Origin of the sequence: Limnobacter humi (assembly GCF_024518835.1) — a bacterium.
Classification (GTDB): Bacteria; Pseudomonadota; Gammaproteobacteria; order Burkholderiales; family Burkholderiaceae_B; genus Limnobacter; species Limnobacter humi.
This window is the reverse complement of sequence record NZ_JANIGO010000004.1, coordinates 192,831-208,750: the sequence shown is the minus strand read 5'-3', so window position 1 is coordinate 208,750 and position 15,920 is coordinate 192,831. Positions and strand designations below refer to the sequence as shown.

The following is a 15,920-nucleotide window of genomic DNA, read 5'->3' as shown; positions in this document are numbered from 1 at the left end:
TCGAACCCAAATGGATTTGCTGATGGTTGGTGAATAGTCATTGACCTCTTTGGTTTGTCCGATCGCAATCATTCGAGTCAGATCGGTTGAATTCGATGCGGCCCATGTGTCCGCAACCGACATTTCAAATGTCAGCGTCAAACCGAGCACACTCAAGGATTTTTTAAGATTGACTCTCATCCTTAATCCACCGACAAATCTATGTGGTCATGATGGCCATCCACTGCAAATGGTCTACCCGATTTCTTCTTGAAAAGCGGCCCAAAATTTTCTCGTCGACCCTGTTGCAACTCAAACTTGGAGAGCATTGTCAATGCTGTTGAGAACATGGGGGCCGAATTCGACCTTAACACCGTTGATATTGCTGGGTAATGTGGCCAATCAAGCGACTCCAATCAATACAAAGCCGACAAACTAGCAAAATCCTACCGCACTCAACAAATACAGTCTCCGTTCAGAAATCGGGTGTTACCGACCGAGGGATTGGGCATTGATGCCCATCCCCAATGTTCATTTCCGCTTTTTCTTTTGTGACACCACTTTCAATGGGTCCAGACTATCCATTTCGACCAGCAAGCGAGTGATGTTTTCCAGCTTGGCCCGGTGCATGTTCAATTCAATTTCAGTGCGTTCCAGTTGAACGCTCAAAGCGGCATTCTCCTTTTCAGCCATCATCAACTTTCGGTTCAGTTCCTGGTTTTCCTGCTCCAGTTCTTTGTGGGCCTGGTACATCTTCATGAGGTTGGTTTGCAGGCTGCGTACCTTGTCCTGTAGTCCATCCACTGTGCTTTTCAAGCCGCTTTCAAACTGGCTGACCTGGTCCACCACGGCCGTCAGCAGGTTGCCTGCAGGCAGGGAGGCAGCACCCGCTTGCGCAACGGATTTCAATCGGCTCAATACAGCACCGCTTTTCTTGGTTACACCCATGGTTTTGTCTCCTGTTATGATGGTTGGGTCGCAGTGTGCAGTGTGCCCTGCTTTTTCGAACCTGCAAAGATGAAACTTTTACACCCTGCAAATTGTTTGCTCGCACTGTCGCTGTCCATGGCAGCGTGTGCGTCGCCACCGCCCAAGTCCGTGGAGCTGGCCAAGCGAATCACCAATGTGCAGTGTGAGCCTGCAAAAACCACGGTGATCACGCTGGATACCGAGTTGGCCAAGGCGGGGGTGGCAGTCAATGCTGCGCGTTGCGCAAGCGATGGCCGCATGTACGCTGCGGTGTGCGGCGGGCCTACCGCCTTTATTCGAGTGGTGTCGGTGGATGCCAGCGATGAGCAAAAAGCCCGGGCCTTGGGTTATCAACCCGTCAGTCTTTTTCCCGGTTTGACGGACAGCAATTGCCCGGCAAACTGATTTTCAAACACGCTTTTAGTCCTGCTCGTCGATCCAGGTCATCTGGATCGCTTCCAAAATTTTTTCATTGGACTTGCTAGCGTCATCAGCAAACCCAGGCAATGCCATCACCCACGCATGCAGGTCGGTGAAGCGAATGTACTGGGGGTCCACATCGGGATGCGCATCAATCAGGGCCAGCGCGATGTCCAGCGTATCGGTCCATTTCATGGTCGAGTCTCTCAGTGGTGTTCTCGGGCGTGGTTTTTGGTGTACTTGGGCAGTTCCAGCGTGAGGTCTTTTTGGGCGACTTTCACCTGGCAAGACAGTCTGCTTTGGGGGGTCAAGCCCCATGCCATGTCCAGCAAGTCATCTTCATCATCGTCGCTGGCTTCCAGGCTGTTGAACCCCTCGCGCACAATCACATGGCAGGTGGTGCAGGCACAACTCATTTCGCAGGCATGCTCAATTTCAATGTCGTGTTTCAACAGGCTTTCGCACAGCTGTTCCCCTGTCGCCACTTCAAAGGTTTTGCCTTCGGGGCACAGCGTTTCGTGGGGCAATACCTTGATTACCGGCATGGTCAATACTTCCTTGATTCCCGTTTATTGATTGGTCAATTGTTGGCTGACCGCATCCAGCGTTTTTCCAGCCAGGGCTTTGCGAATGCCTGCATCCATGCGGCGCGCAGCAAAATCTTCAGTGAGGTGGCTCAAACTTTCAATGCCTTGCTCAATGGCGCGCAGCTGGTCGCTGCCAGCAAGCTCACGCAATGCACCCACACTGGATCGAATTGATTTCAATTCCGTGTCGTCTAGCAATTGTGCATCTTTTTCAAGCGCGGCTTCGACCGATTCCACCAGGCGCATGGCCTCCACCTGCTGCTCACGCAACTGGCGTGCATGCATGTCGGCTTCAGCATGCTCAAAACTGCTTTTCAGCATGTCGGCGATTTGATCGTCGCTCAAGCCATACGAGGGTTTCACCGTGATGTTGGCCGACACATTGGAGCCGGTTTCCACCGCATTCACCGACAGCAAACCATCGGCGTCGACTTGGAACGTGACGCGAATGCGTGCAGCACCGGCCACCATGGGTGGAATACCCCGCAATTCAAACTTGGCCAGTGAGCGGTTCTCGCTCACCAATTCGCGCTCGCCCTGCACCACATGAATGGCCATCGCGGTTTGACCATCTTTGAAAGTGGTAAATTCCTGCGCCCGGGCCACTGGAATGGTGCTGTTGCGGTTGATGATGCGCTCGGTCAGACCCCCCATGGTTTCAATACCCAGCGACAACGGGATCACGTCCAGCAACAGCAGTTCATCGTCGTTGCGGTTGCCTGCCAGCATGTCGGCCTGAATCGCCGCACCGAGGGCCACCACTTCATCCGGATTCAGGTTGACCAGGGGTTCCTGACCGAAAAATTCTTTCACCGCCTTGCGAATGACTGGCATGCGGGTGGATCCACCCACCATCACCACACCGTCAATCTCGCCAATCGACAAGCCAGCATCCCGCAGGGTTTTGCGCGTGGCCGTCAGGGTGCGCTTGACCAGGGGCTCAACAATGTTGGCAAACTGCTCAGCTGTCACGGTTTCAGCAATGGTTTCACCGCTCTTGAAGTTGACACTCAGAAATGCAGTGTGTTCGCTGGAGATCTGTTCCTTCACCCGGCGGCAGGCCATCACCAGGCGGGACCGTTGTTGCGGATTCAGCTCCGTCAAGCCATGCGTTGCCAGAAAGTGGTCGGCCATGGCGCGGTCAAAATCATCACCGCCCAAGGCGGAGTCACCACCCGTGGCCAGCACTTCAAACACGCCCGCTTGCAGGCGCAAAATCGATACATCAAAAGTACCACCACCCAGGTCAAACACCACAAACTGGCCTTGGGCCTTTTGGTCCAAACCGTATGCCACAGCAGCAGCGGTGGGTTCGTTGATGAGGCGCAATACATTCAGGCCCGCCAGTTGAGCAGCGTCTTTGGTGGCCTGTCGCTGGGCATCGTCAAAGTAGGCAGGTACCGTGATCACAGCGCCCACCAGTTCACCACCGAGCGATGCTTCAGCCCGTTTGCGCAAGGCGCGCAGAATGTCGGCCGACACCTCCACCGGGCTTTTGACGCCAAAATCCGTGTCGATGTTCACCATGCCTGCGGTGTCGGTCAAGCGGTAGGGCAGCTTCAGGCCCTGCACATCGGCATGGCCACGGCCCATCAACCGTTTGACGGAAAACACCGTGTTGAATGGATCGGTATCGGCACAAGCCAATGCCTCTTCACCCAGGTTTTTGACCCCTTGTTCGCCGTAACGAACCACGGAGGGCAATATCACGCGGCCAGATGCGTCGGGCAAACAACTTGCGCTGCCAGAGCGCACGCTGGCCACGAGCGAATGGGTCGTCCCCAGGTCGATGCCAACCGCCAGCCGGTGTTCATGCGGCGCGGTGGACATGCCGGGTTCAGCAATCTGCAACAAAGCCATTAGCTGGCATCCTCCATCTGCTCCAGCTTCTTCTGAAGCTCCAGCAGGAATTTGTCAATGAACATCAAGGCCTGCGCGGTGTGCGTGGCGGCCTTGGCATCCCGTTCTTCATCAATCTCTCGGGCAATCACACCTAGGCAGCGACGCTTTTCAGCAGCCACGGCGTCCATCAGTTCTTCAAGTGCAGCGGGCGAGTCAATGTCTTCAGCCTCTTCACGCCAGTCCATTTGCTGCATCAGCAGGGCAGGGGGCAATTGGCTTTGCTGGGCGCGGGGTGCTTCTCCCTGCAGTTCACACCAGTAAATGGCGCGCTCCAAGGGGTTTTGCAATCGCTTGTAGGCTTCGTTGATACGGGTGGCCCACTGCACAGCCAGGCGCTTTTCCTGCGCACTGGCATTGGCAAAGCGGTCTGGATGCGTTTGGTTTTGCAGGCGAAGGTAGGCCTTGCTCAGGGCTTCCTTGTCCAGCGAAAAGCGTGCAGGCAGGCCAAACAGTTCAAAATCGCTGTCGCTGAGGTTCATCACACGGTAAAGCTTTCACCACAACCGCAGCGGGCTTTCTCATTGGGGTTGTTGAATTTGAACCCTTCATTCAAGCCTTCGCGGGCAAAGTCCAGCTCAATACCTTCCAGGTAGGGCATGCTCTTGGGGTCCACAAACAGCTTCACGCCATGGCTTTCAAACACGGTGTCTTCCTCGGCCGAGGTGTCCACAAACTCCAGCTTGTAAGCCATGCCCGAACAACCCGTGGTGCGAACACCCAGGCGCAGCCCAATGCCTTTGCCGCGTTTGGCCAGAAATTTGGAGATGTGGTCAGCAGCCCGTTCTGTCAGTGTGATGGCCATGGTGTTTCTTCCTTCTCAAACCCTGATTCAAGCGTGCTTCTTTTTGTAGTCTTCCACGGCGGCCTTGATGGCGTCTTCGGCCAGAATGGAGCAGTGGATTTTGACCGGTGGCAGTGCCAGTTCTTCGGCAATGGCGGTGTTCTTGATGTCCAAGGCTTGGTCCAATGTTTTGCCCTTGACCCACTCGGTCACCAGCGAAGACGAGGCAATCGCCGAACCGCAGCCGTAGGTCTTGAATTTTGCATCGGTGATTACACCGTTTTCACCCACTTTGATTTGCAGCTTCATCACGTCGCCGCAGGCGGGGGCTCCCACCATACCGGTGCCGACTTCATCGTCGTTTTTGTCGAATGAACCCACGTTGCGGGGGTTTTCGTAGTGATCAAGCACTTTGTCGCTGTATGCCATGGTACTTCTCCTTCAATTCCGGTTGGTTCAGTGGTCCGCTCAGTGGGCGGCCCATTGCACAGTGTTCAGGTCTACGCCGTCGAGGTGCATTTCCCACAACGGGGACAACTCGCGCAGCTTGGCCACTTTGGTTTTCATGAGTTCGATGGTGAAATCAATGTCGGCTTCGGTGGTAAAACGGCCCACCGAGAAACGGATGGAGCTGTGCGCTAGTTCGTCGCTACGGCCCAGTGCGCGCAGCACGTACGACGGCTCCAGCGAGGCCGATGTACAGGCAGAGCCCGAAGACACAGCGATGTCTTTCACCGCCATGATCAGTGACTCACCTTCAACAAAGTTGAAGCTCACGTTCAGGTTGTGCGGCACGCGGCGCTCCAGGTCCCCGTTCACATAAATTTCGTCGATCTGTTTCAAGCCATTGAGCAAACGGTCGCGCAAGGCGCGGATTTTTGGCAATTCGGTGGCCATTTCTTCCTTGGCAATGCGGAAGGCTTCGCCCATGCCCACAATTTGATGCGTGGCCAAGGTGCCGGAGCGCATGCCACGCTCGTGGCCACCACCGTGCATTTGGGCATCAATGCGAACGCGGGGCTTGCGGCGTACATACAGGGCACCCACACCTTTGGGGCCATAGGTTTTGTGGGCTGAGAAGCTCATGAGGTCCACTTTCAGCTTGTTCAAATCGATGTCGATTTTGCCAGTGGCTTGGGCAGCATCGACATGGAACACAATGCCTTTCTCGCGGCACAGCTCACCAATGGTCTCGATGTCTTGAATCACACCGATTTCGTTGTTCACATACATGACTGAAATCAGCACGGTGTCAGGACGAATGGTGGCTTTCAAGACATCCAGGTCGATCAAGCCATTTTCCCGAACATCCAGATACGTGGCTTCAAAACCGTGGCGTTCCAGCTCGCGGAAGGTGTCCAGCGTGGCTTTGTGCTCGGTTTTCACCGTGATGATGTGCTTGCCCTTGCTTTCACCGTAAAACATGGCCGCGCCTTTGACAGCCAGGTTGATGGACTCGGTTGCGCCCGATGTCCAGACGATTTCGCGGGGATCGGCATTGACCAACGCAGCCACATGGCCACGGGCCTTTTCAACCGCGTCTTCTGCTTCCCAGCCGTACGCATGGCTGCGTGATGCGGGGTTGCCAAAACTTTCGCGCAGGAAGGGGATCATGGCATCGACCACGCGGGGGTCCACAGGGGTTGTGGCGCTGTAATCGAGGTAAATCGGCATCTTCATGTTCAACTGCTCCAAATGTGTTCTGTCGTATCGTGTGTTACTCAGGCTTGGGCTGCGGTATTCAAATCCATCGGCCTGTCGCGAAACTGAATGGTTTTTCCTGTGCCCTTTTCGGCGTCTTTTTGGCGGTGTTTGTCCACCAGGCACTGCAAGCTGACCGAGCCCAGGTATTCCAGCATTTTCTGGTTCAGGCTGGACCACAGGTCGTGTGTCATGCACTGGCCTTCATCGGTGCAGTTTTCCTTGCCGCCACATTGGGTTGCATCCAGTGGCTCATCCACAGCCAGAATGACATCGGCAACGCTGACCTTGGTCAGTGGTCGCGAAATCTGATAGCCACCGCCTGGGCCGCGAACACTATCCACCAGCGCATGGCGGCGCAGTTTTGAGAACAATTGTTCGAGGTAGGACAGCGAAATATTCTGGCGTTGACTGATGCCAGCCAACGACACGGGGCCTTCATCCTGCTGAAGGGCGAGGTCGATCATCGCTGTGACGGCAAAACGGCCTTTCGTGGTCAATCGCATGGCACAAACCCAATTCCGAGTATTTTGGTCAAGTATAACAAAGTTGACTAAATCACTCAACTTTGATGTGGTGCAACATGGCTGGGGAAAACCCGATTTTGGTTTGTCAGAATATTGCGGCACTGCGCGGTTACCTCACCCTTGGCTTTACCTTCGAGGGGCGTTCGGACCGGGCTACCGGTGTTGCTGGGGAGCAGTAAAAAGGCACGGGCTAACTTTGCTGCTACAGGGGCGGTCAACAGCCATCGGTTACTGGCGTTGCTTGGTGACATCAACCCGGCCGAAGGCTAAACCGGGTCAGCACCATCTGCATGAAACGGCACAGCCGGCTCGGCCGAGGTTTGCGAACCCGTCGCTTCATATCCCAAGCGCACGTAAATCGGTGCGTAGGGCTCGGCCTGCGTCACCTTGACCAAACCTTCTCGAGTCAGTTCCAGCATGGCGATGAAGTGAACCACCACCACAGCCACCCCTTTTGCGGTGTCAAACATGTCAAAAAATTCAACGAATTTTTGGGTTTGCAGACGGCGCAATATTCGGGTCATGTGCTCGCGCACAGACAACTCCTCGCGAGAAATCGTGTGGGCCTTTACCAAAGAGGCCCTGCGCAAAATGGCTTGCCACGCCTCTTTCAGCTCGTCTGAATTCACGTCAGGGTACTGCACCACTGTGCTCGGGTCGTGATGTGCGTGGGGCGTCCAGAAATCTCGACCCAGCATGGGCACGCGGTCTAGCTCCTGAGCAGCCAGCTTGATTTGTTCGTACTCAATCAGCCGCCTGGCCAGCTCGGCACGGGGGTCTTCTGTATCGTCTTCACCGTCTTTGGGAATAACCGGCAGCAACATGCGCGACTTGATTTCGATCAACATGGCGGCCATCAGCAGGTACTCAGCAGCCAATTCGAGGTTGCGGCTTCGTATTTCTTCCACATAGGTCAAGTACTGACGGGTCAGTTCGGCCATGGGGATGTCCAGAATATTGAAATTCTGTTTGCGAATCAGGTAGAGCAACAGGTCCAGAGGGCCTTCAAAAGCCTCCAGGAACACCTCTAGCGCATCGGGTGGGATGTAGAGGTCTTTGGGTACATTGAACAGTGGCTCGCCGTACAGGCGAGCCAAGGCCAGACCGTCCACTGTGTTGGGCGTGCTGTCCTGGGCGCTGCTCAGCCCGACATCGGCAAGCTCTGGGGTGCTCATGCGGGCGTGCTCATGGGTTGGTGCTTAATTGCTCTGGTACACGTAAGGTTTTTGGGGAACCTTGGCCGTTTTGAAGCCGGCTTGCAGTTCGCGGTCCAGTTGCTTGTCCCACAGCAACGAACGTCCTTTGAGCTGTTCCTGTTCCAGATGGGGGCGTTCCTGTTTCAGTTGATTCAGAAATTGTGTTGCTTCAGATTCGTAGTGCGCCATGTTCAATGCCTGTTCAAAGGGTTTTCTTGGATTTTATCAGGGGGCCTGCGTCAAAGGCCCGCCATGGTCAACTGATTTTCATGCCGGGCGTCAAAGGTCCGGTCGCGGTCAGGGTGGACAGCACCGAGTCATTGTCTGCAGCGGCGCACAGCACCATGCCTTCGGACACGCCGAACTTCATTTTGCGTGGGGCCAAATTGGCCACCACCACCACGAACTGGCCCACCAGCGCCTCGGGTTTGTAGTGCGCAGCAATGCCGCTAAAAATGTTGCGTGGCTTGACCTCGCCCAAATCGACCGAGAGCTGAAGCAGCTTGGTTGAACCGTCAACCGCACTGCAACTCAGCACTTTGCCCAGGCGTAAATCGACTTTGGCAAAGTCGTCGATGGCAATGAATTCGCCCGCTGCGGCGTTTGTTACTGGCGCAGCACTGGCGCCCAGCGACTGTTTATTGGCTTCAATCAGCGCCTCAATTTGTTTGGCGTCGACCCGCTGCATCAAGTGTTTGAACGGAGAAATTGCCTGGCTGGATTCCAGTGGGTGGTTCACACTGCGCCAATTCAACTGTCCAACACCCAGCAATTGCTCCGCATTGCTCGCCAACGTTGGCAGCACGGGTTTCAAGTACACCGTCAACAGCCGGAAGGCTTCCAAGCACACCGAACAGGCGGTGTGCAGTTCGGTCCGTTTGTCCTCGTTTTTTGCCAGGTCCCACGGCTTTTCCTGATCGACATAGGCGTTTACTGCATCAGCGCCCGCCATGATTTCACGAATTGCTTTGCCATATTCACGCTCGTCGAAGTGCTCAGCGATGGTCGCGGCCTGCGCGCGCAGCTGTTGCAGCAAGGGGTGCTGCATGGCGTTGTCCTGCACCTTGCCATCAAAGAACTTGACCAAAAAGCCGGCGCTGCGGCTGGCAATGTTGATGTACTTGCCCACCAAATCACTGTTCACCCGGGCCGTAAAGTCGGTGAAGTTCAGGTCCAGGTCTTCCATGCTGGAATTCAATTTCGCGGCAAAGTAATAGCGCAGCCACTCTGGGTTCAGCCCTTGTTTGATGTAGCTTTCAGCGGTGATGAAGGTGCCTCGGGATTTGCTCATCTTGGCGCCATCCACGGTCAGAAAGCCATGCGCATTCACTTTGGTGGGTGTGCGAAGGCCTGCGAACTGCAACATGGCCGGCCAGAACAGGGCATGGAAATACAGAATGTCTTTTCCGATGAAGTGAATCATTTCGGTTTGGGTGTCAACCGCCAGAAATTCCTGGTAGTCCACGCCAATCCGCTCGCAGAGGTTCTGAAAGCTGGCGAAATAACCCACGGGCGCATCCAGCCAAACATAGAAATATTTGCCGGGCGCGTCAGGAATTTCAAAGCCGAAGTAAGGTGCATCGCGGGAAATGTCCCAGTCGGCAAGTTTTCCACTGCCTTCCTCGCCCAACCATTCCTGCATTTTCCGGCTGCCTTCGATTTGCAGGCGGCCTGGGCTTTGTGTCCATTGGCGCAAAAACTGTTCGCACCGCGGGTCAGACAACCTGAAGAAATAGTGGTCTGAGCTTTTTCGTACGGGTGTTGCCCCCGACACGGTGGAGTATGCGTTTTTCAGCTCTGTGGGTTGGTAGGTTGCCCCACACACTTCACATGAGTCACCGTACTGATCTTTGGCACCGCACTTGGGACATTCGCCCTTGATGAACCGGTCAGGCAGGAACATGCTTTTAACCGGATCATAAAACTGCTCAACCGACCGGGTTTCAATCAGACCTTGTTCTCGAAGCCGCTTGTAGATGGTTTCGCAATGGGCTTGGTTCTCGGGCGCGTTGGTTGAATAGTAGTTATCGAATCCGACAAAAAAGCTGGCGAAGTCACGCTGGTGTTCCAGGCTGACCCGTGCAATCAGTTCTTCAGGTGAAATACCCTCGGCTTGCGCGCGCAGCATGACTGGTGTGCCGTGGGTGTCGTCTGCGCACACGTAATACACCTCATGCCCCAGCATTTTCTGAAAACGAACCCAGATGTCGGTTTGGATGTACTCCACCAGGTGGCCCAAATGAATGGCGCCATTGGCATACGGAAGTGCAGAGGTAACGAGAATGCGGCGTGTCACGGTGATTCACAAAGGGTGTCGGTACAAGCCGACATTGTACTTCGGGATGCCTACGTGAGGCGCTAAGTTGTGTGGTGCCCGGGACCGGAATCGAACCGGTACGCCCCTTTTACGGTAAGCGGCGGATTTTAAGTCCGCTGTGTCTACCAATTTCACCACCCGGGCGGCCTGCAGATGTATTTGGAGGCGGGGGTCGGAATCGAACCGGCGTACACGGAGTTGCAGTCCGCTGCATGACCACTCTGCCACCCCGCCAAGGGTGTTCTACGCGGCATAAAAGCCACCCGTAGACGTGGAAAAGGGGAAGTGTAGCACTTCCCCTTTGGAAATATGGAGCGGGAAACGAGGCTCGAACTCGCGACCTCAACCTTGGCAAGGTTGCGCTCTACCAACTGAGCTATTCCCGCGTTTTCAGCAACAATGTGTCGCTGAGAGAACGAAATTATAGCAATTAATTTGCACCTGTCAAACACTTTTTTAAAATTTTTTGGAATGACACGGGTTTGCTTAAAGTTTGGGCAAACCCGCGCGGGGCCTTGTTGCCGGTCCATGCGAACGTGTTAATTTTCAAGTGGTTGATTCACCGTGGAAATGTACTGTGACCAACCGTTTTTTCGCAATTCACAGGCGGGGCATTGGCCACAGCCATAACCCCAGTCGTGCAGTAGGCTGCGGTCGCCCATGTAACAGGTGTGTGTTTGAGTCCGTATGATGTCCAGCAAGGCTGCTCCACCCAGTTGTGCCGCCATTTTAAAGGTGTCGGCTTTGTCGATCCACATCAAGGGTAGTTCAAACCGGAACTGGCTGGCCATGCCCAGATTGGTGGCCACCTGAAGGGCCTTCAACGTGTCTTCCCGGCAATCTGGATAGCCCGAAAAGTCTGTCTGGCACATGCCACCGACCAATGTGTTCAGTTCCCGGCGATAGGCCACGGCGCTGGCAATCAGAAAGAACACCAGGTTACGGCCTGGTACAAATGTGTTGGGCAAGCCACTTTCCGAGAGCTCAATTTTGCGGTTTTCGGTCAGAGCGCAATCCGATATCTGGCCCATCCAACCCAAGTCAATGACCCGGTCTTCTCCAATTTTATGAGCCCAAGCTGGGAATGCTGTGCGAATGCCTGTTAGCACCTTCAAGCGGCAGTCCAATTCCACCCGGTGTCGTTGCCCATAGTCAAAACCGATGGTTTCGACATGATCAAATCGGGACAGGGCCCAAGCCAGGCAGACGGTGCTGTCCTGGCCGCCTGAGAATAGGACCAACGCTTTGTTTGACATGCTGTTTGACGATGTGGGTGTTAACTCAACATCTCAATTGTAGCGTGTTGTGACTTTGGGCCGACTGTCGCCACGTGTTTGCGGGCTGGAGCGGATGTGAAAAAGCCCCGCTGAATGGTCGGGGCTTTAAAGGGCTTGATCGTTTTGGCGATGTTCCGGCTTTTCGGGTCAGCTGGCCAAGCCAGCGGAGATCGCGTATTTGACCAATTGAACACTGGAGTCGAGGCTGAGTTTTTGAAGCAGCCGTGCACGGTATGCATCAATGGTTCGTGGGGATACCTTCAGCAGCTCTGCGATTTCGCGCCGTGGGCGGCCTTGCGCAATCAGTGTGAGTACTTGGCGTTCGCGACGGGTCAGTTGTGTAGTCTCTTCGTCGTCCTGGAACGTGTTCAGCTTTCCGCCCAGCTCAGTGCGTTCTGGCGTGTGGGTTGCATTGGGTTTGGCATTGACCAGCTCCGGTGCAACGAAGCGCACGCCCGCTGCCACGGTGTCGATGGCCTCGCGCAGTGTTTCTACTGAGGATTGGCGGCCCACACATGCCCAAACACCTTGTTTGAAGGCCATGGCCAGAATGTCTTGCGCTGATCCCTCGCAGACCAACACGATGCGGACGTCGGCGTAATGCTCACCGATATGCTCAACCACTGTTTCGCCATGGCTGCTGCCTTTTTCCAGTGTAACAACCACGATTCGGGTCTCGGCGCTGGCCAGGTGATTGTCAATCTCTGCAAGGGTTGTTCGGTTGGTCACGAACATGGGTTGCAGGCTGACAGTGCGGCTTACAGACGATGGATTCAGTGCTGACGAATCACGCCCTGGGCTGGTGCGGCCAGCCATTATTTTTTCATTTGTCATAGTCCCACCCAAGGTCGGCTGGTTTGGCCAGCTCGTACGTAGTGTCATGTTAGCCCCGCATTTGACGTTCACGTTCTGTACTGCAACGATTGTGACTGTTACTTAACACCTCATAAATCGGATTCAACTATCAGTCGGTAAAGTTAGCGCTTGTCAATTCGGGGGTATCCAATATGGGGATAGATCTTTCGGTAATTGTCTGTAAGCAAACCAACACAAGATGCTGTTCGGTCCCTTTAACTTTTGCTAGTATCACTGAGCTGAGGGATACCGAGAAGTTACATCCCCAGATGCGGGTGGCCCTATTGAGCGGTTTGACCTGAAAAACTGGGCTTATTTGACAGACCCTGACACCCGCTCGGCCAGTAAATTACGACAGTAAAGAATCGTTCCATTCCAGAAACGACCTCTCGGGGACACTCATTTGAAAGACGAACTGGCTTCTCTGATCGAGCGCATTGCCAATCGCGACCGCCGCGCGTTTGAGGAGCTGTATCGCCTCACGTCCCGGAAGATGTTCGCGGTGGCCATGCGCATCGTTCGTGAGCCTGGCGTCGCCCAAGATGTCATTCAGGATTCCTACATCCGCCTCTGGCGGTATGCCCACACTTTCAATGCCAAGCTGTCTGCCCCGGAAACCTGGTTGCATCAAGTGGTTCGCAATCGGGCCCTGGACCTGATCTCTCAGCAAGGGTATGCGCAAAACTGCATTTCAATCGACCAGTTTGCCGACAATGATGATGGTGAGCCCAATGCGCTGCTGGAGGCCCACAGCACCCATGCCGATGAAGGTGATTCGGGGCAGGTGATGCGGGATTGCGTTCAGAAGCTGGAAGGCAAGTATCGCCAAGTGCTGACCCTGGCCTATAACCATGGGATGAGCCACGCAGAAATCGCGGATCACTTGGACGTTCCTTTGGGTACGGTGAAAACCTGGGCCCGGCGCGGTTTGATTGAATTGAAAGCGGTCTACGACGAGTACCAATCGGAGTTGACGGCCATGTCACTGGCTGCAGTGAACAAACACCGCCAGGATGCTGAGCAACCTGGTTTCATGGCCTAGGAGGCATTCATGACCGATGATGAAAAAAACTGGTTGGCGGCCGATTATGTGCTGGGTGTATTGCGTGGCGCGGAAAAACTCGCTTTTGAGCAGCAGATGCGCCATGACACCATACTGGCAAGAAGTGTGCTGGACTGGCAAACGCGCCTGAGTCTGATTGATGGTCAAGGCCAGGCCTTCACGCCGTCGATGAGTGAGGCTGACATTGATGCGGCCCTGGGGCAGGTGTTTGAACGGGTTTGCAAGGCGATTGACGCTCAGTCTGAGGCGGACGTGAAGTTAAACAACCCGTTGACTCGGCTTAGTCGCGAGCAATTGGGTGCGATGCGCCCGGCGGTTGTGCGCATGATTGCCTCCTACCTGGTGCTGCTGGAGCGTTTGAAAGCCCAGCAAGCCCGCATGGCCAGTTCCGCTGGCCTGGCCTGAAAATCTAGGATTTTAGAATGTCAGTCAAATATTTGTTCAAAGAACGCCTGGAAGCACTCTGGAACTTCGGCTTAAAGTCGGGCAGTAACGCTGGGGAAGAGGGCGAGGCTGCTGCCTTGGGGCAACAGGGTGAGCGCACGGTTCAAAGCGTGATTCGCGGCGCCTTGCCCATGCTCAAACGAGCCGCGTTGCTGTCAGTGTTTGTCAACTTGGTGGCCTTGTTTCCGGCGGTGTTTTCTTTGCAAGTGTACGACCGCGTTATTTACCGCGGTGGCTTGAATACCTTGGTGGCGTTGTTGATTGGCATGGCCATTCTGATGGCGGCCGATTTGATTTTACGGTCGTTCCGTGCTCGGGTTTTGCGGGTGGCCGCAGTGAAAATCGATGGTCAAATCGCCAGTGACCTCATGAACAAAATTCTGGCCATTCCGCTGCGTCAGCTGGAGGCCAAATCCACCGCTGCATGGTACGCGCTGTTCAAGGATGTTGACACGGTGCGGGTGGTGTGGAGTGGGGCTGTGGCCATGACCATTCTGGATCTTCCGTTTGCCATCTTGGCTTTGGGCCTGATTGCCACCATCGCCTTGCCCATTCTGCCCGTGGTGCTGGCTGGTTTGGCGTGCCTAGCCAGCCTGGCTTGGTATAGCTCCGGTGAATTCCGTAAACGCAGGGTCGAAGAATTCGCCCGGGCCCGTCGCCGGGACGAGGTGTTGGCTGAGGTGTGTCGAGGTCGTGAGGCCATCAAAAGCCTGGTGCAAGATGACTCGGCCAAACGGGCTTGGGTATCCAGTTACAACTCCTGGGTTCAGGAAAGCTTCAGCAAAAACGGCGAGCTGGAAGATCAGCGCGAACTGTCGACCACCATCATGCTGTGCGTGAACGTGGCCATCACCGCCGTGGGTGCCTTTTCCGTGATTAACCAGTGGATGACTGTGGGTGGTTTGATCGCCTCCAACATGTTGGCCAGCAAAGCGATTGGACCATTGGCAGCGTTGTCCGGACACTGGCGTTCAATTGCCCATGCCCGTGAGGCCACTGACCGGTTGAATGATGTCTTGGCTGCGCAGGAAGAAAAACAGGCCACAGGCCTGAGCTTGCCGATGCCGTCTGGCGCCTTGCGCCTGGAAAACGTGAGCTATCAGCACGTGGGTGCACAAAAAGAAGTGGTCAAAACCGTTTCCGCTCAAATCGGTCCGAGAGGGTTGTATGGATTGGCGGGCGACAACGGGGCGGGCAAATCCACCTTGCTGAAACTGCTCCGCGGTCTGTATGAACCACAAGAAGGGCGGGTGTTGCTGGACGAGTATGATCTGTCGCAGTTCTCCCGGGTGGAATTGTCCAAGTGGATCGGATTTTTACCTCAAACCTCCCAATTGTTTGAAGGCACGATTGTCGACAACCTGCGACGGTCAAATCCCGATGCCAGTGACGAGCAGATCCTTCTGGCATCCAAGCGGTCGGGTGCGCATGACTTCATTGCCAAGATGCCCGATGGTTACATGACGCAAGTGGGCGAGGGCGGTAACCGGCTCTCTGGCGGTCAGCGCCGCCGCATTGCGATCACCCAGGCGTTTTTAAGTGATGCGCCAGTGTTGTTGCTGGATGAGCCCACCAACGACCTGGACTTTGCAGCGGAAACCCATTTGATGGCTGTTTTTAAAAGCCTGGCGACCGTGAAAACGATTGTGATGGTGACCCACTCGGTCCGGCTCATGTCCATTTGCGACAAGATTATCTATCTCGACAAGGCATCCAAACTCCATGTGGGTGCCACACCCGAGATGTTGAAGCTGCTGTATGGCATTTCCGTGCCGAAACCGGTGGCACCGGTGGCCAAGCCGACCGTGGCTCCGGTCACTGATCAGTCGGCGCCAGGTGGCTTAAGCAGTGCGTCAGCGGTGTCCGATACTGACACCAGCGGCAAAGCGGCCCAGGCCTGAT

The 15,920-nt window shown here is 55.1% G+C and carries 18 protein-coding genes and 3 tRNA genes; 4 read left to right on the top strand and 17 right to left on the bottom strand.

The features are described 5' to 3' along the window. Window positions 1-510: 510 nt before the first annotated feature. A complete protein-coding gene (locus tag NQT62_RS12680; RefSeq protein ID WP_256765088.1) occupies window positions 511-927 on the bottom strand; it encodes a hypothetical protein in 417 nt (138 codons plus the stop codon). Between the two features lie 69 nt (window positions 928-996). On the opposite strand from NQT62_RS12680, the gene NQT62_RS12675 reads away from it, so the two are divergent. Continuing rightward, window positions 997-1,353 (top strand): hypothetical protein, encoded by a 357-nt coding sequence (locus tag NQT62_RS12675; protein WP_256765087.1) that lies wholly within the window; start codon window positions 997-999, stop codon window positions 1,351-1,353. A gap of 15 nt (window positions 1,354-1,368) precedes the next feature. Here NQT62_RS12675 and iscX read toward each other — a convergent pair whose 3' ends face one another. The 16 genes from iscX to NQT62_RS12595 all read right to left on the bottom strand — a co-directional run bounded on the left by iscX (window position 1,369) and on the right by NQT62_RS12595 (window position 12,472). After that, a complete protein-coding gene (gene iscX, locus NQT62_RS12670) occupies window positions 1,369-1,563 on the bottom strand; it encodes a Fe-S cluster assembly protein IscX (protein ID WP_256765086.1) in 195 nt (64 codons plus the stop codon). A gap of 11 nt (window positions 1,564-1,574) precedes the next feature. Beyond that, the gene (gene fdx, locus NQT62_RS12665) at window positions 1,575-1,913 is read right to left on the bottom strand and encodes an ISC system 2Fe-2S type ferredoxin (RefSeq protein ID WP_256765085.1); all 339 of its coding nucleotides are present in this window, start codon (window positions 1,911-1,913) and stop codon (window positions 1,575-1,577) included. Between the two features lie 24 nt (window positions 1,914-1,937). Continuing rightward, window positions 1,938-3,815 carry a Fe-S protein assembly chaperone HscA gene (gene hscA, locus NQT62_RS12660; protein WP_256765084.1) on the bottom strand — a complete coding sequence of 626 codons (1,878 nt, stop codon included), beginning with the start codon at window positions 3,813-3,815 and terminating at the stop codon, window positions 1,938-1,940. Further along, window positions 3,815-4,336: a Fe-S protein assembly co-chaperone HscB gene (gene hscB / locus NQT62_RS12655; RefSeq protein WP_256765083.1), complete on the bottom strand. Its 522-nt coding sequence runs from the start codon at window positions 4,334-4,336 to the stop codon at window positions 3,815-3,817. The genes hscA and hscB overlap by 1 nt, the downstream gene beginning before the upstream one ends. Beyond that, entirely contained in the window at window positions 4,336-4,659 is a 324-nt protein-coding gene (iscA, locus tag NQT62_RS12650) for an iron-sulfur cluster assembly protein IscA (protein WP_256765082.1), read from the bottom strand. The genes hscB and iscA overlap by 1 nt, the downstream gene beginning before the upstream one ends. Window positions 4,660-4,686: 27 nt before the next feature. Then, a complete protein-coding gene (gene iscU / locus NQT62_RS12645) occupies window positions 4,687-5,067 on the bottom strand; it encodes a Fe-S cluster assembly scaffold IscU (RefSeq protein WP_256765081.1) in 381 nt (126 codons plus the stop codon). 39 nt (window positions 5,068-5,106) lie between these two features. Further along, window positions 5,107-6,318 (bottom strand): IscS subfamily cysteine desulfurase, encoded by a 1,212-nt coding sequence (locus NQT62_RS12640; RefSeq protein WP_256765080.1) that lies wholly within the window; start codon window positions 6,316-6,318, stop codon window positions 5,107-5,109. Window positions 6,319-6,359: 41 nt separating this feature from the next. Beyond that, complete coding sequence (iscR, locus tag NQT62_RS12635) at window positions 6,360-6,845, bottom strand: Fe-S cluster assembly transcriptional regulator IscR (protein WP_256765079.1); 486 nt, start codon at window positions 6,843-6,845, stop codon at window positions 6,360-6,362. Window positions 6,846-7,132: 287 nt separating this feature from the next. Next, entirely contained in the window at window positions 7,133-8,041 is a 909-nt protein-coding gene (locus tag NQT62_RS12630) for a segregation and condensation protein A (protein ID WP_256765078.1), read from the bottom strand. A 24-nt stretch (window positions 8,042-8,065) separates the two neighbouring features. Next, complete coding sequence (locus NQT62_RS12625; RefSeq protein WP_256765077.1) at window positions 8,066-8,251, bottom strand: DUF3460 family protein; 186 nt, start codon at window positions 8,249-8,251, stop codon at window positions 8,066-8,068. A 67-nt stretch (window positions 8,252-8,318) separates the two neighbouring features. Further along, on the bottom strand, window positions 8,319-10,358 hold the full coding sequence (metG, locus tag NQT62_RS12620) for a methionine--tRNA ligase (RefSeq protein WP_256765076.1): 2,040 nt from the start codon (window positions 10,356-10,358) through the stop codon (window positions 8,319-8,321). Between the two features lie 72 nt (window positions 10,359-10,430). Further along, window positions 10,431-10,523: transfer RNA gene (locus NQT62_RS12615), tRNA-Leu, on the bottom strand. 16 nt (window positions 10,524-10,539) lie between these two features. Beyond that, window positions 10,540-10,613: transfer RNA gene (locus tag NQT62_RS12610), tRNA-Cys, on the bottom strand. 76 nt (window positions 10,614-10,689) lie between these two features. Next, window positions 10,690-10,765 (bottom strand) — tRNA-Gly (locus NQT62_RS12605). A gap of 153 nt (window positions 10,766-10,918) precedes the next feature. Beyond that, window positions 10,919-11,635: a 7-cyano-7-deazaguanine synthase QueC gene (queC, locus tag NQT62_RS12600; protein ID WP_256765075.1), complete on the bottom strand. Its 717-nt coding sequence runs from the start codon at window positions 11,633-11,635 to the stop codon at window positions 10,919-10,921. Between the two features lie 168 nt (window positions 11,636-11,803). Beyond that, window positions 11,804-12,472, bottom strand: a complete 669-nt coding sequence (locus NQT62_RS12595; protein WP_256765074.1) for a response regulator transcription factor — start codon at window positions 12,470-12,472, stop codon at window positions 11,804-11,806. A gap of 442 nt (window positions 12,473-12,914) precedes the next feature. Here NQT62_RS12595 and NQT62_RS12590 point away from each other — a divergent pair, with 442 nt between their 5' ends. From NQT62_RS12590 to NQT62_RS12580, 3 genes are read left to right on the top strand one after another with little or no spacing between them, the layout of a single operon-like run. Next, window positions 12,915-13,553 (top strand): RNA polymerase sigma factor, encoded by a 639-nt coding sequence (locus NQT62_RS12590; RefSeq protein WP_256765073.1) that lies wholly within the window; start codon window positions 12,915-12,917, stop codon window positions 13,551-13,553. Window positions 13,554-13,562: 9 nt separating this feature from the next. Further along, the gene (locus NQT62_RS12585) at window positions 13,563-13,979 is read left to right on the top strand and encodes a hypothetical protein (RefSeq protein WP_256765072.1); all 417 of its coding nucleotides are present in this window, start codon (window positions 13,563-13,565) and stop codon (window positions 13,977-13,979) included. Between the two features lie 17 nt (window positions 13,980-13,996). Beyond that, window positions 13,997-15,919 carry a peptidase domain-containing ABC transporter gene (locus NQT62_RS12580; RefSeq protein ID WP_256765071.1) on the top strand — a complete coding sequence of 641 codons (1,923 nt, stop codon included), beginning with the start codon at window positions 13,997-13,999 and terminating at the stop codon, window positions 15,917-15,919. The last annotated feature ends 1 nt before the right edge of the window (window position 15,920 follow it).